Source organism: Maricaulis maris (assembly GCF_003634045.1).
Taxonomy (GTDB): Bacteria; Pseudomonadota; Alphaproteobacteria; order Caulobacterales; family Maricaulaceae; genus Maricaulis; species Maricaulis maris.
Window position 1 is genome coordinate 392034 of record NZ_RBIM01000002.1, and the last position, 20453, is coordinate 412486.

The 20453-nt window shown below is 62.5% G+C and carries 16 protein-coding genes; 11 read left to right on the forward strand and 5 right to left on the reverse strand.

The annotated features are described in order from the left end of the window. The first annotated feature begins 46 nt into the window (after positions 1-46). From C7435_RS04990 to C7435_RS05010, 5 genes are all read left to right on the forward strand, one after another. The gene (locus tag C7435_RS04990; RefSeq protein ID WP_121210270.1) at positions 47-1288 is read left to right on the forward strand and encodes a peptidoglycan DD-metalloendopeptidase family protein; all 1242 of its coding nucleotides are present in this window, start codon (positions 47-49) and stop codon (positions 1286-1288) included. A gap of 58 nt (positions 1289-1346) precedes the next feature. After that, positions 1347-1823, forward strand: a complete 477-nt coding sequence (locus C7435_RS04995; protein ID WP_233128319.1) for a bactofilin family protein — start codon at positions 1347-1349, stop codon at positions 1821-1823. Positions 1824-2046: 223 nt separating this feature from the next. After that, positions 2047-3264 (forward strand): acyltransferase family protein, encoded by a 1218-nt coding sequence (locus C7435_RS05000; protein ID WP_121210271.1) that lies wholly within the window; start codon positions 2047-2049, stop codon positions 3262-3264. A gap of 60 nt (positions 3265-3324) precedes the next feature. After that, positions 3325-3945 (forward strand): hypothetical protein, encoded by a 621-nt coding sequence (locus C7435_RS05005; protein ID WP_121210272.1) that lies wholly within the window; start codon positions 3325-3327, stop codon positions 3943-3945. Positions 3946-3955: 10 nt separating this feature from the next. Then, positions 3956-4279, forward strand: coding sequence for a winged helix-turn-helix domain-containing protein (locus C7435_RS05010; RefSeq protein WP_075190754.1), 324 nt, complete (start codon positions 3956-3958; stop codon positions 4277-4279). Here the strand turns inward: C7435_RS05010 and prfB are convergent. From prfB to C7435_RS05025, 3 genes are all read right to left on the reverse strand, one after another. Next, a protein-coding gene (gene prfB, locus C7435_RS05015; protein WP_121210273.1) for a peptide chain release factor 2 occupies positions 4276-5404 on the reverse strand; the annotation gives its coding sequence in 2 pieces (ribosomal slippage) (positions 4276-5334 and positions 5336-5404; 1128 coding nt in all). The two genes, C7435_RS05010 and prfB, sit on opposite strands and share 4 nt — an antisense overlap. Before the next feature lie 102 nt (positions 5405-5506). After that, on the reverse strand, positions 5507-8008 hold the full coding sequence (locus C7435_RS05020) for a penicillin-binding protein 1A (protein WP_121210274.1): 2502 nt from the start codon (positions 8006-8008) through the stop codon (positions 5507-5509). A 108-nt stretch (positions 8009-8116) separates the two neighbouring features. Then, complete coding sequence (locus C7435_RS05025; RefSeq protein ID WP_170150337.1) at positions 8117-9307, reverse strand: N-acetylmuramoyl-L-alanine amidase; 1191 nt, start codon at positions 9305-9307, stop codon at positions 8117-8119. A gap of 495 nt (positions 9308-9802) precedes the next feature. On the opposite strand from C7435_RS05025, the gene C7435_RS05030 reads away from it, so the two are divergent. The 6 genes from C7435_RS05030 to C7435_RS05055 all read left to right on the forward strand — a co-directional run bounded on the left by C7435_RS05030 (position 9803) and on the right by C7435_RS05055 (position 18039). Continuing rightward, entirely contained in the window at positions 9803-12451 is a 2649-nt protein-coding gene (locus tag C7435_RS05030; RefSeq protein WP_121210276.1) for an Rne/Rng family ribonuclease, read from the forward strand. Positions 12452-12560: 109 nt separating this feature from the next. Continuing rightward, positions 12561-13922: a M48 family metalloprotease gene (locus C7435_RS05035; RefSeq protein WP_121210277.1), complete on the forward strand. Its 1362-nt coding sequence runs from the start codon at positions 12561-12563 to the stop codon at positions 13920-13922. Between the two features lie 11 nt (positions 13923-13933). Next, a complete protein-coding gene (locus tag C7435_RS05040; RefSeq protein WP_121210278.1) occupies positions 13934-15118 on the forward strand; it encodes a GNAT family N-acetyltransferase in 1185 nt (394 codons plus the stop codon). 59 nt (positions 15119-15177) lie between these two features. Beyond that, complete coding sequence (locus C7435_RS05045; RefSeq protein ID WP_158025624.1) at positions 15178-16065, forward strand: Tll0287-like domain-containing protein; 888 nt, start codon at positions 15178-15180, stop codon at positions 16063-16065. Further along, positions 16065-17597, forward strand: coding sequence for a mechanosensitive ion channel family protein (locus tag C7435_RS05050; protein ID WP_121210279.1), 1533 nt, complete (start codon positions 16065-16067; stop codon positions 17595-17597). The genes C7435_RS05045 and C7435_RS05050 overlap by 1 nt, the downstream gene beginning before the upstream one ends. A 4-nt stretch (positions 17598-17601) precedes the next feature. Next, positions 17602-18039, forward strand: a complete 438-nt coding sequence (locus C7435_RS05055) for an HIT family protein (protein WP_121210280.1) — start codon at positions 17602-17604, stop codon at positions 18037-18039. Positions 18040-18063: 24 nt separating this feature from the next. Here the strand turns inward: C7435_RS05055 and C7435_RS05060 are convergent, their stop codons facing one another. Together C7435_RS05060 and recQ are read right to left on the reverse strand one after the other, a co-directional pair. Then, positions 18064-18576, reverse strand: coding sequence for a hypothetical protein (locus C7435_RS05060; protein WP_143743035.1), 513 nt, complete (start codon positions 18574-18576; stop codon positions 18064-18066). Positions 18577-18580: 4 nt separating this feature from the next. Beyond that, entirely contained in the window at positions 18581-20383 is a 1803-nt protein-coding gene (gene recQ / locus C7435_RS05065) for a DNA helicase RecQ (protein WP_121210281.1), read from the reverse strand. Between the last annotated feature and the right edge of the window lie 70 nt (positions 20384-20453).

Below are 20453 nucleotides of genomic sequence, written 5' to 3' on the forward strand. Positions count from 1 at the left end.
TGCTCGCCTTGGGGCCCGGGGCAATCAGAACAGAGCGGCGTACTGCATGTTCACAAGAGTGAAAGAAGCTGTTTGGGGAACGGCTGAGCGCTGGTTTCCGGACCGGCAGATCTACCATCGGTCCGATGGTCAGGTTCGCTATTTTGCGATCTCCACCACAGTCCAGATTTCAGCCCTGCTTGGCGCGACCGTCCTTGCCGGCTGGCTTTGCTTCTCAACCGTCTCCGTTGCCTTCCATGGCCAAGCCATGGCGGCCAAGGAAGACGAGATTGAGCGTGAGCGTCTCGAATCACACCGCCTCGTCGCCGAAGCACGTGCTACCGAGGCGACGGCCATCTCGCTGATGGAATCGCGGATGGAGGAATTCGACCGCACCGCCTACGAGTTCCAGATGCGCCACGAAACGCTGCGTCAGCTGGTCGAATTTGCCGAACAATTGACCGGTCAGGAGATGGAGCCATCCCCTGCCCTTGCCGATGGCCGTGTCCTGATGGCCGCCACACCGGCCGATCCGACACCGCGCGAAGCCCGTGATCCACTGATCGCAATCGCTGCGACCGTGTCCGGAGAGCCAGAAGACCAAATCAGTTATCTGATGGGCGAACAGGACAGCGTGCTGGCCCAGGCCGAGGATGCGACCGAAGCCCGCCTGCAAAACCTGCGCGCCGTGCTGCGGCTGACAGGCCTCAACCTGGAAGACGTAATCGCCGAAAATCGCGACAGCGCCGAGACCGGTGGCCCGTTCATTCCGATTTCCGAATCCGGTGCCTTTGCCTCATCGTCGGTGAATATCGACCAAGCTTTCTCCAGCCGGATTGCGCGCATCGCGTCACGCCTTCTGGAAGTGGAAGAACTGGAAGATTTTGTCGAGGCTGGCCCGCTGGGCGCACCCGTCGGTGACACTTATCGCCAGACCAGTGATTTCGGGGTCCGGATCGATCCGTTCAATGGTCGTCCAACCTCCCACCGCGGCATGGACTTCGCCGCCTATCGCCGCGCACCGATCGAAGCAACGGGGCCGGGCCGGGTTATTTACGCCGGCTGGCGGGGCGGCTATGGTCGTTGCGTGGAGATTGATCATGGTTACGGCTTCGTGACCCGTTACGGTCACCTCCACGAAATCGACGTGCGGCGTGGTGATACAGTCGAACGCGGTCAGCGTATCGGGGGGATGGGGTCCACGGGACGCAGTACGGCCACGCACCTGCACTATGAAATCTGGTATAACGGATCGGCAATCGATCCTGAGCGTTTATTGAGAGCTGGCCAATATGTTCAACAAGGGTAACAAAGACTCTTCGTCTCCCGAGACCGGTGCGTACAGCGCCCCCCCGAAAAGGACCGCCATGAAATCGAAAGCCCCCTCCATTCTTTCCGGTGATCTCGTTCTGACCGGTACGATCGTTTCCGACGGTGAAATCCAACTGGATGGCACGGTCGATGGCGATATCCGCGCGGGCTCGCTGATCATTGGCGAAGACGCAACCGTGTCCGGCGAAGTCCAGGCTGAGACCGTTGTCATCCGTGGCCGCGTCACCGGCAGTGTTCGCGCCCGTCAGGTACAGCTTGCCTCGACAGCACGGATCGAGGGCGACATCGTCCATGCTGCCCTGTCCGTGGAAAGCGGTGCTTTCTTCGATGGTCATTGCCGCCACTCCTCCGATCCGCTGAAAGATAGCGGCGGCGCCAAACCGGCTGCCAAGGACAATGGCGTGAAGGCTGAGCCTGCCGCCAAAGCCGACAGCAAGCCGCCGGCACCCAGCAAGGCCCAGGACCCGCTCGGTTCGCTGGAGCCACCGGTCGCGAGCAAGTCCGGCTTCTAGCCAAAATCGACACCGATCATGAAAACCGGCGCTCCATCCGAGCGCCGGTTTTTTGTGCGCGTGACCACGAGCCGTGTCTCGCCGTTACATTTAGCACTATTTTACAACAACTTGACCCGTAGCTAGCGCATACCCTTCACAGCCCACGCGTTTCGCACAGACAAGTTTGCAATATAAACTTGTCTGTGGTACATGATCGGCAACTCACAAACCGGAGCCCTTCATGCCCCTCTCGCCTTCACCCCGAATTCACGCGCTCGACGCGGTGCGTGCACTCGCCCTCTTTCTCGGCGTGGTGCTGCACGCTTCCATGTCCTTCATTCCCGGAATTCCGATCTGGATCGTCCAGGATAGCCAAGCCACGGCCGGGTTCAGCCTTGGCTTTTTTGTTCCGCACATTTTCCGGATGGTCCTGTTCTTCATGATTGCCGGCTACTTCGCCCACATGGCGCTGGGACGACGCGGCATTCTCGGCCTCGCCCTCGACCGCGCCAAACGCATTGCCCTGCCACTGGCGGCCTTGTGGATGCCCATCTTCGCCCTGATTGTGACGGTGGTAATCTGGGGCGCCATCAAGGCGAATGGCGGCGAAGCGCCGCAGCAGGAAACCCCGCCACTGACCGCGCAGAATTTCCCACTGACCCATCTGTGGTTCCTCTACATGCTGGTGATTTTCAACGCCGTCTCCCTGCCGCTGACAGCGCTGGTGCGCCTGATCGACCGTTCGGACCTGAGTGGCAAACTGATTGATGCCATAACCGGTCTTCTGGCCCGAACCCCGCTCGGCACCCTTCTGCTCGCAGCTCCGCTGGCGATTTGGTTCATCACAACCCCGATGTGGATGAGCTGGTTCGGCATTCCGACACCGGATACCGGTCTTCTCCCCAATACCGGCGCGCTGATCGCCTATGGCACGGCGTTCGCCGCCGGCTGGGCCGCCCATCGCTGCAGCGATCTCGTGCTGACGGCCTGGAAGCGTGCCTGGCACATCAATCTTGGCATCGCCATCGCGCTGACGACCTGGCTGGTCATGGAACTTGGCATGACGCCGAATTTCACCCCGGTCGGTCCGGGCATGGACCGGCTGCCCGTCGCGGCAGCCTATACACTGGCGATCTGGACATGGACATTCGGCCTGACCGGCGCAGCCCTGGTGATCTTCTCGCGCGAGAACAGGGTCTGGCGTTATCTGGCGGACGCGTCCTACTGGGTCTATCTGATGCACTTGCCGCTGGTGATGGCGCTGCAGGTCGCCCTGTCCGATGTCGCACTTCCGGGGCTGGTCAAACTGCCCCTGATCCTGGCGATCAGCTTTGCCATCCTGCTCGGGACCTATCAGTTGATCGTCCGGCATACCTGGATCGGTGGTTGGCTGAATGGGCGGCGGGCCAGCAAGGTCCGCTCGGAAGACGCGCGCATACCCGCTGATGCATCCGCGTGAATCAAGACATAGTGCCGGCGCGCCCGCTTTGGGCGCGCCGGAATTCGTCCGAGGAAGCCCATGACCGATGAACTCGCAACAGCCCGCGCCGATCTCGCTTTCCTGCGAACACTTGCCGAGGGCGACCCGCGCCCTTCGGCAGGTGCCGGCCTGTTGCTGATGTCGGCCGGACTCCTTTACGGGCTTGAAACACTCATCCATTGGGTCGGTATCAGCGACCTTGTTACCTTGCCGGGCTGGGTCCATCTGACGGCCGCGGTTGGCGCGACCGGCGGCTTCATGCTCGCGCTTGTCATCATACTCTGGATGGATCGCAAGCAGCCGACCGGAACAGCAATGCGCAAGGCCTATGAGACCGCGTTCCAGGCGGCCGGGCTGGCCAATCTCGCCATGGTCTTCGTATTCGGATTCAACGCATTCAAGACCGAGAACTTCGCGCTCTGGCTCTACTATATACCCGTCGTTTTCGCCCTGCAGGGCGCGGCCTGGTTTGTCGCCGCCCGTGTCCAGAAACGTCTTTGGTATGGCGTTGTGGCGATCGGTTGGTACCTGGCCGCCGCAGCGCTCGGCCTGACGATGGGCTCGCCCGGCCTGTTCAATCTGGTCACATCGGTGGCCCTGTTCGGGCTGATGGCCGTACCGGGGTTCGTGATGTGGCGGTTGTCCCGCGCCGCAGACTGACAGGTCTGCGATGAGCACGCCCCCGATCGGCCAGATCGACGAGATCATCCACGGACGGCTAAGGCTCGGCGTGATGACCTATCTCGCCCAAGCCGAAGCCGCCGACTTCAACGAATTGAAAACTGCACTGGGCGCGACCCAGGGCAATCTCTCGGTCCATCTTCGCAAGCTCGAAGAAGCCGGATATGTCACCATCGAGAAAAGTTTTCTCGATCGCAAACCCTTGACGCGCGTGCGAATTTCGAAGTCCGGCCGGGCCGCATTCGGCCGCTATGTCGACGCCATGGCGAACCTGCTCGGACGCCTGGACGGGACCGACAAGGCGGGAGGCTAGGCCTCCTCCTCGTCCCCGCCAACACGAGCTGCCAGGGCTGCGGCCATGAACGCGTCGAGATCGCCGTCGAGCACACCGCCGGTGTTCGACGTCTCCACATTGGTCCGCAGGTCCTTGACCATCTGATAGGGCTGCAGGACGTAGGAGCGGATCTGGTGACCCCAGCCAATCTCACTCTTGCTGTCGGCTTCGGCCTGGGCCGCGGCTTCGCGGCGCTGCAGCTCGATCTCGTAGACACGCGCCCGCAACATGTCCCAGGCCTGCGTCCGGTTCTTGTGCTGCGAGCGGTCATTTTGACACTGCACGACGACCGCTTTTTCCTCGCCTGGCATGTCATAGGTCAGGCGGACGGCACTGTCGGTCTTGTTGATGTGCTGACCACCGGCGCCAGAGGCACGATAGGTGTCGGTGCGCACTTTCGAGACATCAATATCGACCTCGATTGCATCATCGATCTGCGGATAGACGCCGACGGAGGAGAAGCTGGTATGGCGGCGGGCGCTTGAATCAAACGGCGATATCCGCACCAGGCGATGTACGCCGGCCTCGGTCTTCAGCCAGCCATAGGCATTCTCGCCCTTGACCAGGATGGTGGTGGATTTCAGACCCGCCTCCTCGCCGGCCTGCTCTTCCATCGTTTCCACTTTGTAGCCATGCGCATTCGCCCAGCGTGAATACATGCGCGCCAGCATGGCGGCCCAGTCCTGGCTTTCCGTACCACCGGCGCCGGAATGGATTTCAACGAAGGCGTCATTGCCGTCGGCCTCGCCGGAGAGCAGCGTCTCCAGCTGGGCGCGGCGCATGCGCTCACCGAGATGGCCGAGGCCGGCGACGGCCTCCTCGATCATGTCGGCATCGTCTTCCATCTCGGCCAGCTCGATGATTTCGAGACTGTCGGAGAGTTCCTGCTCGGCCTCGATCACGGTCTTGATCGCCGCGTCGAGCCGGTTGCGTTCGCGCATCAGGACCTGCGCCTGCTGCGGCTGGTTCCAGAAGTCGGGGTCTTCCGACTTCGCATTCAGTTCATCGAGACGTTTCTGGGCTGTATCCCAGTCAAAGACGCCTCCTCAGCAGGCCAACTGCCTGCTGGATTTCGTCGGACAGGGTCTGGATGTCTGCACGCATGGGCGTTCAATCCTGCGATTCTTCAAACCGGTTGCTCACAAGGGGATAATCAGCACGCGCGCCTCAGACAAGCCGTGGCCGCACTGACGGTCGGAACCGTACTCAGTACAGGCCGCCCAGCTCATCGTCGGGTTCATCATCTTGCGAATCCGGCTCATCGAGCAGGAAGGCAAGCGGATCATCACTGACCGAATCGCGGGCAAAGCTGAGACCACTTTCCACTTCATCGGTCTGGCGTGACGGCTCGGTACCCGGGCGGAAAGCCTCCAGAATCACCCCGGATTGGCCCAGAATACCGGGCTCTCCATTGAGACGATTGATCGGCACAAGCCGCACACCCGGCGGTACCCGGAACGGCGCGACGGGATAACCCTCAAGCGCGACTTCCAGGAAGTCGCGGGCGATCGGCGCCGCGACTTGGCCGCCAGCCTCGCCGGAGCCCAGCTGATAGGGTGTGTCGAAGCCTACATAAACACCGACCACGAGGTCCGGCCCGAACCCCATGAACCAGGCATCGCGGAAATCATTGGTCGTGCCGGTCTTGCCAGCCAGCGTCCAGGGCAGCGAGCGAAGCGCCGTACCGGTGCCGCGCTGCACGGCTCCTTCGAGCATGTTCACCACTTGATAGGCCGTCACCGGATCAACGACTTCCTCACGGGTTTCCGGGAAGAGCGGTTCGAGCACGGCTGAGCGATCCCACTCTTCAGCATCGCAGGTGTCGCAGGGCAGCACTTCGTGGGCAAAGATCGTGGCGCCGGTACGGTCCTGGACCCGGTCGATAATGGTCGGTTCGACGCGGCGGCCACCATTGACCATGGTCGCATAGGCGGAAACGAGGCGGTAAAGCGTCGTTTCCCCGGCCCCGAGCGACATTGCCAGCACCGGTTCCATTTCGTCATAAATCCCGAAACGCGTGCCATAGTCGACGATCGGCGCCATGCCCATTTCCTGGGCCAGCCGGACCGTCATGACGTTGCGCGACAGCTCCAGGCCGAGCCGCAGGGTCGACATGCCATAATAGCGTTCCGAATAGTTGGACGGCATGTAAAAGCGCTCGTCCGGCCCGCCGGAGGCGATGAAGGGCGCGTCCAGGATCAGGCTGGCCGGCGTGTAGCCATTGTCCAACGCCGAGGCGTAGACGAAGGGCTTGAAAGCCGAGCCCGGCTGACGCCGCGCCTGGGTGGCGCGGTTGAACTGGCTGTGCTGGAAGGAATAACCACCGACCATCGCCAGCACACGACCGGTGTGTGGATCCATAGCCATGATACCGCCATTGATCCCCGGCACCTGACGCAGCCCATACTGGCCGTCGCTGAAGCCTTCCTGGTCGGCAATGCTGGCCACCAGGATCACATCACCCGGGTTCAACACCTCCGAGGGACGGCTGACCGGCGGTCCGATCTCGCCATCAGGTAGGGTTTCGCGGGCCCATTCCAGCGCCGACATCGGGATCGAGCCTTCCTCGCCGTTGAGGAAGCCGATGCGAGCTGCATCTGCAGTGGTCTCCAGAACGACCGCTTGCAGCCAACCCTCGTCGAGGTCACGCGGGATATCGGCGGCGGCCAGGCGCTCGACCCAGCCCTCGCCCAATTCGATATTCGACAAGGCGCCGCGATAGCCATGGCGGCGATCATAGGCCTCCAGCCCATTGCGCAGGGCGGCGCGGGCCGCGAGCTGCATGCGCGTGTCGAGTGTCGTCCGGATCGACAGCCCACCATCATAAAGCTCGTCCTCGCCATAGAGGGAGAAGACTTCGCGGCGGACATTCTCGACGAAATACTCGGCCGCCGTATAAGTGGCACCTGACAGGCGGTCGACGGTTTCCAGCGGCCGGGCCATGGCCTCGCGCGCGGCGTCCTCGGTCACAAAACCGTTCTCGGCCATGCGTGAGAGCACCCAGTTGCGGCGCTCGATGGCGGCGTCGTGATGACGATCCGGGTGATAATTGGCCGGTCCCTTGGGCAGGGCCGCCAGATAGGCGATCTCGTGCAACTCGAGCTCGTCGAGCGAGCGTCCGAAATAGTTCAGCGCCGCCGCAGCTACGCCATAGGCGCGGTTTCCGAGGTAAATCTCGTTGAGATAGAGTTCGAGGATCTGGTCCTTGGTAAAGGCGCGCTCGATGCGCCGCGACAACACCATTTCACGGACCTTGCGCTCAAGGCGCTGCTCGCTGGAGAGCAGGAAATTCTTGGCAACCTGCTGGGTGATCGTCGACGCGCCTTCCAGACGGCGCCCCTGCAACACGTTGGAGATATTGGACAGGCCGGCGCGGATGATGCCGCGAAAGTCCAGGCCGCCATGTTCGTAGAAATTCTTGTCTTCGGCCGAGATGAAGGCATGCACCACATTCTGCGGAATATTGGCGATCGGCACGAAGACACGGTGTTCGCGCGCATATTCCGCTATCAACAGGCCATCACCAGCATGAACACGGCTCATGATCGGCGGCTCATACTCGGCGAGCTGCTGATAGTCCGGCAGGTCATCGGTCACGCGGACGACATAGATGGCGACGGCGATGAAGCCGATAACAGCCAGCACCGCAGCCGCGATACTGCCCCAGAGAGCTGTCCGCAAAACATTACGCAAGGTGAAGAGTTTCATTCTGCCCTCTGGCTGCAACCCGACCGTTCGACCTCCAGGTCAGACGCGCCGTTCCAGCATGACTCCGAGGCGGCATTATGGCCGCGCTCGGCAACAGATTAAAGGGAGTCAGCGTGCCGGAAGTGCGATCATGTCCCGATCCGCGAAGATTTCATCACCGCGGTTAGTGAAATAATCGTCGATCCCGCTCACAATGGCACTCATCTGGCGGCGTCGGAAACTCGCCGATGTCAGATTGGCCTCGTCCGTCCGATTGGTCAGGAAACCCATCTCGACAAGGACTGCAGGCACGCGCGAGTCGAGCAATACGAACAGGTTGGCCTGACGATGCGGATTGGCCAGCAAGGGCCCCTCCGACGAAAGGTGCTCCAGCAGGACTTCGGCAAAGGCCGACGACTGGTTGCGTTTCTCGCGCAGTTCCAGTTCAACCAGGATATTGTTCACATCCACTTGCGAGGTGTGGTTCGCGCCTTCGCGGGCACGCTGACGGGCACGGTTCTCGGCTCGGTCATTGAGCGTATAGACCGCAGCGCCCCGCACGTTCGAATTCTGGGAAGAATCGGAGTGCAGGGAGATGAAGAGGTCCGCTCTGGCTTCCGCCATGACACCGACACGTTGTTCCCAGGACGGGTAGACGTCGCGATCACGCGTCAGCAGGACTTCATAATTGCCCGTCGCCTCGAGCTGGCGGCGCAGTTCGCGGGCGGCTTCCAGCGCGACATCGGCCTCATGGGTCCCGTGGATCCCGAGCGAACCCGGATCACGGCCGCCATGGCCGGGATCCACGACGATCACGCGGCGTTCGCGCTGCGGCGGCACGTAAACGGCCTCGACGCGTTCGGCGATCAGCGAATCAAGTGAGACGGCGCGGGTATGATCGAAGCCCGATGCGGTCTGGAAACTGCCTTCGCTCGCCCGTTCCATGTCGATCACCAGCCGGTGATTGCCACCGGGTGTCGCCGGATCGAGCGCGAACTGGTTGACGATGACCGCGGGATGGTCGAGTTCGAAAACGACGCGGGAGCTGGACACCGAATTGTCAAAGAAGCGGAAGGCATCGACCAGCCCGTGCCCGACGCCCTCTCCAGACGCCAGATTGGCAACCGACCAGCGCGCCTGCGGCAAGTCCACGACCAGACGATCAGAGAGGCCATCTAGCGTGAAAGCGCGGAACTCGGCCGGTTCCGAGATCTCGATCACAACCCGCGTCGTGGCGACATCCACGCCAAAACGCACATCCCGGACCTCCTGGTCCGCGAGACCGGGACTGGACAGTGCCAGAACCGACGACAACGCCATCAAAAACTGTTGAACCCGCATCACTACACCATCGCACACACCGTGATTCTGTCCACGGCTTTTGCGTAACCATAGGGCACGGAGCTTGACGTTTGGTTGATGCCGGGCCGAATTTCTTTGCCCGCCTCGCCTACGGCGCGAAAGCCTTTTCTTCCGCATTCGAATGTTGCATGTTGCCAAGGCCTTGGCGACGCACCACCGGATATGCCGGTCGAGTGCGGCAGCCAGGCGCGAAGCGGCTGGGCTAATACGGCCTGCCAACACGCTTATCGTCGCCCCGGTCCGACCGAAAAATTGCCGGGGCCCCGACCGCCGCGTCCTCCCGTAACGGAGCGGGACGCTAATGGTAACTGCCGATGCGCAGGGAGCGCCTGATGCCCAGAGCACTGAAAACAGGCCGCACCCCGTCCATCTCGCCCCCGCCGCCACTCTCTTCCTTGTCCCGCCGACTGGCAGGAAACAGGCGATTGTGCGCGGGTGCAGGAGACGACTTTAATGTCCAAGAAAATGCTGATCGATGCAGGTCATCCCGAGGAGACCCGCGTCGTCGTACTCGACGGTTCGAAAGTTGAGGATTTTGACTTCGAAGCGGCTGCCCGCCGCCCTATCCGTGGAAATATCTATCTCGCCAAGGTAACGCGGGTCGAACCCTCGTTGCAGGCGGCGTTTGTGGAGTACGGCGGCAATCGCCACGGCTTCCTCGCTTTCAACGAGATCCATCCGGATTACTACCAGATTCCCTATGAGGACCGCGTGGCCCTCGCCGAGGAGGAAGCTTCGGCGGCCGACGAGGACGAGGACGAGGCGGAAGATGCCAAGGCGGAAGCCGCCCCGGCCACCGACACCGCGTCCGATGACGCGGATGGTGAGGGTGAGGCCGAAGCGCCTGAAACCATTGGCGATGACAGCGAAGAAGACGATATCAGCGACCAGCAGGCCGCGCGCCGCCGTCGCCAGATGTTCCGCAAATACAAGATCCAGGAAGTCATCAAGCGGCGCCAGATCCTGCTGGTCCAGGTTGCCAAGGAAGAACGTGGCAACAAGGGCGCCGCACTGACGACCTATCTCTCGCTTGCCGGCCGTTATTGCGTGCTGATGCCGAACACGCCGCGCGGCGGCGGCATTTCCCGCAAGATCTCCAACGCGTCTGACCGCAAGCGTCTGAAGTCTGTGGTCTCCGAGCTGGAATTGCCCAAGGGTGTCGGCCTCATCATCCGCACGGCCGGTGCCTCGCGCACCAAGACCGAGATCAAGCGCGATGCCGACTATCTCCTGCGTCTGTGGACGAATATCCGCGAACTGACCCTGAACTCGGTCGCCCCTTCCCTGATTTACGAGGAAGGCAATCTGGTCAAACGGGTGATTCGCGATCTCTACGACAAGGAGATCGACTGCGTGCAGGTGGAAGGCGAAGAAGCCTACAAGGAGGCGAAAGCCTTCATGAAGATGTTGATGCCGAGCCATGCCAAGAAGGTGCAGCACTACAAGGAAACCGTGCCGCTCTTCCTGCGCCATCAGTGCGAAGCCCAGCTTGAAGCGATCTATTCGCCTGTCGCCCCGCTCAAATCCGGCGGCTATCTGGTCATCAACCCCACCGAGGCCCTGGTCTCGATCGATGTGAACTCGGGCAAGTCGACCCGGGAACGCAATATCGAGGCAACCGCGCTCAAGACCAATCTGGAAGCGGCAGCCGAAGCGGCACGTCAGATGCGCCTGCGTGACCTTGCCGGCCTGATCGTCATCGACTTCATCGACATGGACGAGAGCCGGAACAACCGCGCTGTCGAAAAGAAGATGAAGGACATGCTGAAGCGTGATCGCGCCCGCCTGCAGGTGGGACGCATCTCGCAATTCGGCCTGATGGAGATTTCGCGCCAGCGCCGCCGCACCAGCCTGCTGGAAGGCTCCACGACGACCTGCCCGACCTGTAAAGGCACCGGTCATCTACGCTCGACCGAATCGAGCGCCCTGGTCGCCCTGCGTGGTCTTGAGAAAGAAGGCACGCGTGGTCGCGCCAAGCGGATCCGCATTTCGGTTCCGACGGCCGTTGCCATCTACCTGCTCAACGACAAGCGCGATCATCTGTTGATGATCGAACAACGCTTCTCGATGAATGTGCTCGTCACGGCGGACGACACCATCCTGGCGCCGGAATTCACCATTGAAGCGCTGGAGAACCGCGAGCCGGGTGAAGAACTGACGATCGCGCCGCTTTCCGTCGAATCGATCGAGGAAATCGAAATCCCTGACGTTCCGGATGAGGACGAAGCGGAGAATGACGAGGAGAGCCGCGAAGCCTCCGGTGGCCGGCGCCGTCGTCGGCGCCGTCGTCGCAAACCGTCTTCCGATGACACCGCAGCGGCGATGGAAGTCGTCAAGGTGGAAGGCGATGACAGCGATGAGGACGGCAGCGCCGACGAGGGCGACAGCCCGCGTGACGCCGCCGGTGAGGATGGCGATGACCAACCACGCCGCCGTCGTCGCCGGGGTCGCCGCGGTGGCCGCGGTCGTCGCCGGACCGAGGACGAGGCGAATACGGACGAGACGAACACCGACAACGCTGCATCGGGCGCAGACGAGGTGACCAGCGAAGCCGCGGCCGCCGCAGCTGAGCCGGACGCCGAGCCGACCGCTGAAGCCGCCGCTGTCGAAGCCGCCCCTATCGAAGAAAAGCCGAAGCGCCGCCGCACCCCGCGGCGCAAGCCCGCAGCGGCCGACAGCGAACCCGCTTCCGATGCGGTCGAGCCGCCGGCCGAAGCCGCGGCAGTCGAAGCGACCACCGAAGAGGCCCCGAAAAAGCGGACACGTCGTCCGCGCAAAAAGGCGGCTGATACGGCGACGGAGGCTCCGGCAACCGAGGCCCCTGCTGACGAACCGGCCGCAGAGCCGGTTGCCGAAGAGGCGCCCAAGCCCAAGCGTCGGACCCGTCGCAAAAAAGCCGATGAAGCGCCAGCCGAGCCGGTCGCCGAAGCGGCCGAACCGGAGGTCGCTGCCGAACCCGCCGCCGATGCGACGGAATCCGGCGACGAAACACGTGATAGCGAAACGAAGACCGACAAGGCCGACACCACGAAACCCGCCGACGAAGATGGCAAGTCCAAGCGTCGCGGCTGGTGGAACCGGACCGGCCTGTTCGGGAACTAACCAGAACAAGGGTTGCCCGGCCTGTCCGGGCAACCCATCTTGGTCATGGTGGCGTCTTGGGGTGACGCTGCTATCATGGGCCGAGCGGGGGCCGATCAGTGGAGGCAGGATGTCGATCCTGAAAACCGTCGCCACAGCCTGCGTTCTTGCTGTGGCCACACAAGCGTCCAGCCTGGGTCAGTCCTTGATCCGGGACACGGAAATCGAGCATATGCTGCGCGATTACTCCGATCCCATTCTCGAAGCCGCCGGACTGGTGCCGGCTGATGTCGATCTCTATATCGTGGCCGACCCGGAACTGAACGCCTTTGTGACCGGCGGCCAGAACATCTTCCTGCATACCGGGATCATTCTGGAATCAGAAACACCCAACCAGCTCAAGGGCGTGATCGCGCACGAGGCCGGCCATATCTCCGGCGCCCACCTGGCGCGCGTTGGCGACGGCATTTCGGCGGCCCAGGCCCCGATGTTCGTCAGTCTCGGCCTCGGCGTGCTTGCGGCACTGGCTGGCGAAGGCGGCGCGGCCGGTGCCCTGCTCGCCTCGTCGCAACAGTTCGGCGCCCTCTCCTTCATGACCTATAGCCGCGCCCAGGAAGCCTCTGCCGACCAGGCCGGCCTGCAATTTCTCGAAGCCAGCGGCCAGTCCGGCGAAGGGCTCGTGCAGTTTTTCGAGCGCTTCCGCTATCAGGAAGTCATGTCGAACGCGCGCCGCTATCCCTATTTCCGCTCACACCCCCTGTCGTCGGAACGGATCGCCAATCTGCGCGGCGGTGCCAGTGAGTCGCCCTTTTACGATGTTCAGGACAGCCCCGAGGAAATGGCCCGGCTCGCCCGTATCCAGGGCAAGATCTACGGCTTCCTCGCTGAGCCGGAATTCGTGTTCTACCGCTACCCTGAGAGCGACCAATCGCTGCCGGCACGCTATGCCCGGGCCGTCGCCCACTATCACGACGCCCGTCTTGATCGCGCCCTGTCGGAAATCCAGGGCCTGCTCGATGAAGAGCCGGAGAATCCGTATTTCCATGAGCTGCACGGCCAGATGCTGTTCGAGAGCGGGCATGCCGACGAGGCCATCGCGCCCCACGCCCGGTCGGTTGAACTGGAGCCCACCGCGCCGCTGCTGCGGGTCAATCTCGCCATCGCCATGATCGCAACCGACAATCCGGACCATCTTGAAGAGGCCGCCCAGCATCTGCGGGTCGCACTGGATATCGAGCCTGACAATGGCTTTGCCTGGTACCAGCTCTCGATCATTCACGAGCGCAATGGTGACACCGCCCTCGCCCAGCTGGCCATCGCCGAACAATCCTATGCGGCCGGCAACCGACCGCGCGCCCACCAATTTGCGTCGCGGGCCCGGACGTCGCTGGAAGTTGGCACGCCGGCCTGGGTTCGGGCCACCGAGATCGAGGCCGTGTCTGTGCCGAGCGAGGCGGAGCTTCGCCAAGCGCGCCGTCAGCGCCGCAACTGATCGGTCCGACGATGGCGCCTCCCCCGGCGGATGATGGCGATCAGTCTCTGGCGGTCACCGTGCAGCCGGTTGCCGGTCTGGGCGATGTGCCGCGTGATGACTGGGACCGGTTGGCCAATCCGCCCGGCGCCGAGTTCGACCCTTTCCTGAGTTGGGATTTCCTGGAAGCGCTCGAGGCCAGCGGCTGCGTCGGCGCCGAGACCGGCTGGGAAGCCCGCCATCTGCTCGCCCGCGATGCCATGGGCAAGCTGGTCGGCGCCGTGCCGCTCTATTTGAAATCGCATTCCATGGGCGAATATGTGTTCGATCACGCTTGGGCAGACGCCTATGAGCGGGCCGGCGGTCGCTATTATCCCAAACTCCTGACCGCCATCCCCTTCTCGCCGGTCACCGGTCGCCGCATCCTGGCCGACAGCCCGGCCCTGCGACAGGCCCTCACCCGTACCTGCTGTGACCTGGCGACGCGTTGGGGTGTGTCCGGCTGGCATGTGAATTTCCCCGGCGAAGCCGAAGCAGATGAATTGCACGCCAGCGGCCTGCTGCCGCGCCTCGACCGGCAATATATTTGGTCGAACCGCGGCTATAGAGACTATGACGACTTCCTCGCCGACTTGTCCTCACGCAAACGCAAGGCCTTGCGCAAGGAACGCGCCGCCGCCCAGGACGGTCTCACGATCGAACACCTGACCGGCGAACAGCTGTGCCCTGAACACTGGGACGTGTTTTATGCCTGTTATCAGGAAACCGGCGCCCGCAAATGGGGCTATCCCTATCTCAATCGCGATTTCTTCGACCGGCTGCATCAACGTCTCGCCGACCGTGTCCTGCTGGTCATGGCCAAGAAGGATGGACGCTATATCGCGGCCGCACTCAACCTGATCGGCTCACACGCGCTCTACGGTCGATATTGGGGCAAGCTGGAGGACCATCCCTTCCTGCACTTCGAGCTGTGCTACCACCAAGCCATTGACGCCGCGATGGCACGCGGGCTGCAACGCGTCGAGGCTGGCGCCCAGGGCGAGCACAAGCTGGCCCGCGGCTATCGTCCCCAGCCGGTCCGCTCAGCCCATTTCATCACCAATGAAGGCTTCCGGAATGCCGTGGCGCAGTATCTCGACCAGGAACGGGCCGCTGTCGCAACCGACATCCAGCTTCAAGACGCAGACAGCCCGTTTCGCAAGGACCAGCCGCGCTAGCGGCATCCGCTTTTGTTTGAACGGGTGAATCGCTCCAGTCTCGAATTGGGGGATTGAATGTGACGACATCAAGCTTGATCCGTCGCGCGCTGGCGCTGGTATTCCTGACCGCTTTGGTGATCGGGGGCAGCGGTGCCTTCTTTGCGCTGCAGGCACGCGCCTTCGACGAGGCCACGCGCGAATCGCGCCTTTTGCTGGCGACTGCCCAGGCTATCCGCGCCTACACATCTGACCAGGTCGCACCGCTGGCCTACACAGCGTCGAGCGACACCTTTCATCCGGAAACGGTGCCGTCATTCGCGGCGCAAACAGTCTTCGCCGAAGTTTCCAGCGCCGACCTTGCCTATACCTATCGCGAGGTCGCCCTTAACCCGACCAGCCCCACCGACCGGCCGGTTCCGTTCGAAACCGAATTGATCAACGCCTTTCGTCAGGATGACGCCCTGACCGAGCGGTCCGGCCGCTGGCGCCGCGGCGGACATGAACTGTTCTACCTGGCCCGTCCAATCCGGATCGAACAGGAAGCCTGTCTGAGCTGCCACAGCACGCCCGACCAAGCGCCGCCCGCCATGGTCGAACGCTATGGCACTGAGAACGGGTTCGGATGGCAGATGGGCGAGACCATCGGCCTGCAGATCGTGACCGTGCCGATCGAACAGGAAATGCGCGGCATGTTCGAACTGGTGCTGGCACTGGGCACCGGCCTGCTTGTCATCTTCCTGGCCGGATACGCCGCGACATCAAACACCATCAATCGTCAGCTCGTCGTCCCGCTGCAGGCACTGACCGCGCGGGCTGAAGATGTCTCGGTTGGTATTGATGACGGCACGCCCCTGCCCGACGACGGTGCAAGCGAACTCAAACGACTGTCGGCAAGCATCGAACGCCTCCGACGCAGCCTTCGCCGCGCACTTGCCGACCGAAACGACCACGAGGGGCAGGCGTAATGTTCCGCCTCGCACTGCTCGCCTTCATGACCTTGCTCGCCTGGGTCGTGCACGCTTGGGTGGGTAGCAATCTTCTCTTCGCAGACACCGAATTGCCGGGCCTGATCAAACTGACCGCCGGCGCGCTGACCGCGCTTCTCGTGACTTTCATCCTGGTCGGCATCATCCTCGAGATCGGCCTGCGCCAAAGCCTGCGGATCGAGCCCGTCGGCGCCCAGCGTGTCGTGATTTTCATAATCGTCACTTTCGCTATCAGCGCCATCGCGCTCAAGCTGATGGGCTTCGACATCACAACGATCCTAACCACCTCGGCCTTGCTGACCGCCATTATCGGGTTCGCGCTTCAACCGACACTGGGCGGGCTTTTTTCTGGTATCGCCCTGCAGCTCGACAGCCATCTCAAACCCGGTGACGGCATCCGCTACAAGGGTGAGAACGTCAAAATCGAGTCCATGAACTGGCGGTCAGTAGTGGGCCGCAAGCGCGACGAAACGCTGATCATCATTCCCAATTCCAGCCTCGCGGGCGAACCGGTCGAGATTTATCCCAATGATCGACCGGTCTGGAGCATTTGCCGGTTTTCCGCCCCGATGAACTGGCCACCACAATTCATCTCAGATCTCGTGCGCCGTGCTGTTGCCGACCTCGACTATGTCGACGCAGCGGCCCCTGTCATGGTTCTACCGGAGTCGGAAAACGCCGAAGATGGTCAGATCGGGTATCGCGTGCGCTACAAGGTCGCGTACTATTTCGAGACCCCCGAACTGGACTGCGAAGTCCTTCGCCGACTGTGGTATTGCTTCCAGCGCGAGGGGATTCCGCTCACCGCATCGCGCCTGTTGCCAGCCTCACTCCGTGAACGCCGCAGCGACATGCAAGTCTGGCCCGGGGGTGCGACACCGGAAACACTCCTTTGCGCGTTGGCTGCAAACGCCGGACATTCGCTGACCGAGGCCGAGCACGACCAGCTGGCCCATGCCTTGAGCAACCATGCCCGCATTCTCCTGTTCGGACCGAATGAGCGCATCGCCCTGCCTGCCGGTCTTGCGCCCGGCCCGCTCCTGCTGGTCGCCGGCTCCGTTCATGGTCAAGAACGCGGCTTCTCGGAACGACGCATGGTCGGTGATCTTCCTCCCCAAGGCTCGGCACGGCACTACTACCAGCGCCTGTCACCGAACGCCGTCATGCACCAGATGGCCGTCCTGCTGGCCGATCAGATTGGCCCCTATGCCGAGCGCGTTGTGAGCCAAGCGGCGATCAAGGCGCCATGCCTGCCAAGCGCCGCGATCCAGTGCGCCGCGCATATCGACGACGCGCAAGACCGGGCCGCTTTCCTTGCCGTCGCCAACGCGTTGATCCAGACGTCCGACATCGACAAGATCGTCTTCACCACAGCGCCGGGCGTTGCGGGAACGACCGTGGCGATGCCGGCCTGCCGCGCCGTCGACGAAGCTGTCTTCCTGGCGCTTGATCCGGCCGCCGTCTGCGCATTTGATGCGATATCTCCCCGCTTGCTGACACCACGGAGCTGACCCCATGAGCCTCGACGGCGACTATGATCCGGACAATATTTTCGCAAAAATCCTCAAGGGGGAACTGCCCTGCGTGAAGGTCTATGAGGACGAACACATCTTGTCCTTCATGGATATTTTCCCGCAGGCGCCGGGCCATGTCCTGGTGGTGCCGCGCGAACCGGTTCGCAATGCGCTGGAAATGACGGATGGCGCCCTTCAGGCTGCCATCGTGCGGGTCAAGCGGATCGCCAATGCGGTCAAGACGGCGCTGGCGCCGGATGGCATCATACTGACCCAGTTCAACGGCGCGCCGGCCGGCCAGACAGTGTTTCACGTCCATTTCCACATCATCCCGCGCCATGAGGGCGTCGCGCTGGGCGCTCATGGTGGCGGACAGGCGGATATGGAGGTTCTGAAAGATCAGGCCGCCCGGATTGCGGCCGCTATCGAACACCCCTGATTACGGCCACCGACCGGGCAAGGGTCAGCGCAATCGGCCTTCAAAAGTCAGGAAGACCAGCATGGCGATGATCGCGCCCTGCAGGGTGAAGGAAAACAGCGTCCAGGCGTCCACATTCACCATCGTTGAAAACAGGTTGTTGCTGCCCATGATCACCCATTCGGCACGATCCAGGACAAAAGACAGGACAAAGGCGGGCAAGGCCCATCGTTTCCCCCGCAATACCAGCACCAGGGTCACCAGATTCATGACAACATGAGAGAAGAACAACACTTCCTGCGTCAAGGTCAGGCTCTGGACGAAGGCCGCCGCCAGCGCCGCATCCGGCCAAAGCCCGATGCGTGCTGAAATGTCATTGATCGCCCAATAGCCACCATAAGCCACCTGAACCGACAGGAGGCCGATGAGAATATAATAGGGGGTGTCGCGGCGCGTCATCCAGGTCCTTCGCCCAAAAGCCACCCGACGCGGCAACGCCGGTAACATCCTAATCATCCATGAAACCGGCAGTGAGTCATCCGCTTGCCGCACAATCACGCCATCAACCGAGTGCCCGGAGCACACCGAGAAAGCGCTCGCCGAAAGTCTCCAGTTTCTTGGGGCCGACGCCGTTGACCGCCGCCATTTCATCCAGTGAACGCGGCTGCAGATGCGCCATGTCGATCAAAGTCGCATCGGAAAACACCACATAAGCCGGCACGTTGCGCTCGGCCGCCAGCTCGCGGCGAAGTGCCTTGAGCGCCGCCAACACATCCGCATCGACATTTGCCGCCGCAGCCTCGATCATTTTTTTGGGCCGCTTGGACGATGACGCCTTGGCAGTGATCTCGCGAATGGCAACCGTCTGCTCGCCCTTCAGGACCGCGCGGGCATCGGAAGTCAATTTGAGCGCGCCATAGCCCTGGATGTCGATCTCCAGCAATCCGGACGCCACGCATTGACGGACCAAGCCCTGCCAGAAGGGTTTGGGACGCTCGGCGCCAACGCCATGGGTCGGCAAGTTGTCATGACCGCGTGCCCGGATCTTCTCGGTATCGGCGCCGCGCAGGACATCGATGACATGCGCCGTGCCGAAACTCTCGCCGGTCCGCACAATGGCCGAAAATAGCATCTGGGCCTCCCGCGTGCCGTCGATCAGGGTTGGCGGGTCGAGGCAGAGGTCGCAATTGCCGCACGGCTTGCCGCCCGTTTCACCGAAATAGGCGAGCAAGGACAGGCGGCGACACCGGGTCGCCTCGCAATAGGCCAGAAGGCTGTCAAGGCGCTTGTGCTCGCGGCGGCGATGACCGTCATCCTCACCATCCTGGTCGATGAATTGCCGACGCATGCGCGCATCGGAGAGACCATAGAGCATCATCGCCTCAGCCGGCTGACCATCGCGACCGGCACGGCCGATTTCCTGGTAGTATGCCTCCATCGAGCCGGGCATGTGGAGATGGAAGACATAGCGGATATCCGGCTTGTCGATGCCCATGCCGAAAGCGATCGTAGCCACCATGACGACCGCCTCTTCGGCCATGAATCGCTCCTGGTTCTCGCGCCGGACCTCTGGCGCCAGTCCGGCATGATAGGGCAAGGCGTGATAACCCTCCGCCCGCAGCAGCGTTGCAACTTCCTCTGTCGATTTTCGCGACAGGCAATAAACGATGCCGGAAACGCCACGCCGACCGTCGAGAAAGTCCAGCAATTGCGCTTTCCAGCCGGATTTCGGTGCCACCGAGAGCGTCAGATTGGGTCGGTCAAACCCATGCACGACGATCTCACCGCCCGCCCCGAACAGTTTGGCCGCGATATCGGCCCGGGTCGCCTCGTCGGCCGTCGCCGTGAAGGCCGCCAGCCGGGCCGTGGGGAAGCGCTCCCGCAGATGGCAGAGATCCTCGTATTCCGGTCGGAAGCTGGCGCCCCATTTGGAGATGCAATGGGCCTCGTCGACCACGAACATGGCCGGTCCGACCGTGTCCAGCGCCGCCAGCATGCGGCCGGTCATCAGCCGCTCTGGCGACAGGTATAACAGGCGTATCTCGCCTGATTGCACCCGGCGCCAATCCTCGACATTGGCGCCGCGGTCGCGTCCGGAGTGGATGGCCGCGGCAGCAACGCCATTCGCCTGCAGGGCAGCAACCTGATCGTCCATCAAGGCCGTCAGCGGCGAGATCACCACCGTCAACCCGTCGAGGATCAGGGCCGGCACCTGATAGCAGATCGACTTGCCGGCACCGGTTGGCATGACACACAGGGTCGGACGGCCGGCCAGGATATGGTCAACAATGTCGGCCTGGCCGGGCCGAAAACCGGGGAAGCCGAATGTGGCACGAAGGACAGCATCTGGGCTGGGCTGCGTCATGAAATTCCGGTCCCGCTGGCGTCGCCCTGTTCTGGGCGAATTCGGGCGGCGCTTCAATGAACACCTCGCA

What these genes read in the sequence shown, in the direction of transcription:
- C7435_RS04990 (WP_121210270.1), top strand. Translation starts at nt 47, where the DNA reads ATGTTCACAAGAGTGAAAGAAGCTGTTTGGGGAACGGCTGAGCGCTGG.
- C7435_RS04995 (WP_233128319.1), top strand. Translation starts at nt 1,347, where the DNA reads ATGAAATCGAAAGCCCCCTCCATTCTTTCCGGTGATCTCGTTCTGACC.
- C7435_RS05000 (WP_121210271.1), top strand. Translation starts at nt 2,047, where the DNA reads ATGCCCCTCTCGCCTTCACCCCGAATTCACGCGCTCGACGCGGTGCGT.
- C7435_RS05005 (WP_121210272.1), top strand. Translation starts at nt 3,325, where the DNA reads ATGACCGATGAACTCGCAACAGCCCGCGCCGATCTCGCTTTCCTGCGA.
- C7435_RS05010 (WP_075190754.1), top strand. Translation starts at nt 3,956, where the DNA reads ATGAGCACGCCCCCGATCGGCCAGATCGACGAGATCATCCACGGACGG.
- C7435_RS05020 (WP_121210274.1), bottom strand. Translation starts at nt 8,008, where the DNA reads ATGAAACTCTTCACCTTGCGTAATGTTTTGCGGACAGCTCTCTGGGGC.
- C7435_RS05025 (WP_170150337.1), bottom strand. Translation starts at nt 9,307, where the DNA reads ATGGCGTTGTCGTCGGTTCTGGCACTGTCCAGTCCCGGTCTCGCGGAC.
- C7435_RS05030 (WP_121210276.1), top strand. Translation starts at nt 9,803, where the DNA reads ATGTCCAAGAAAATGCTGATCGATGCAGGTCATCCCGAGGAGACCCGC.
- C7435_RS05035 (WP_121210277.1), top strand. Translation starts at nt 12,561, where the DNA reads ATGTCGATCCTGAAAACCGTCGCCACAGCCTGCGTTCTTGCTGTGGCC.
- C7435_RS05040 (WP_121210278.1), top strand. Translation starts at nt 13,934, where the DNA reads ATGGCGCCTCCCCCGGCGGATGATGGCGATCAGTCTCTGGCGGTCACC.
- C7435_RS05050 (WP_121210279.1), top strand. Translation starts at nt 16,065, where the DNA reads ATGTTCCGCCTCGCACTGCTCGCCTTCATGACCTTGCTCGCCTGGGTC.
- C7435_RS05055 (WP_121210280.1), top strand. Translation starts at nt 17,602, where the DNA reads ATGAGCCTCGACGGCGACTATGATCCGGACAATATTTTCGCAAAAATC.
- recQ (WP_121210281.1), bottom strand. Translation starts at nt 20,383, where the DNA reads ATGACGCAGCCCAGCCCAGATGCTGTCCTTCGTGCCACATTCGGCTTC.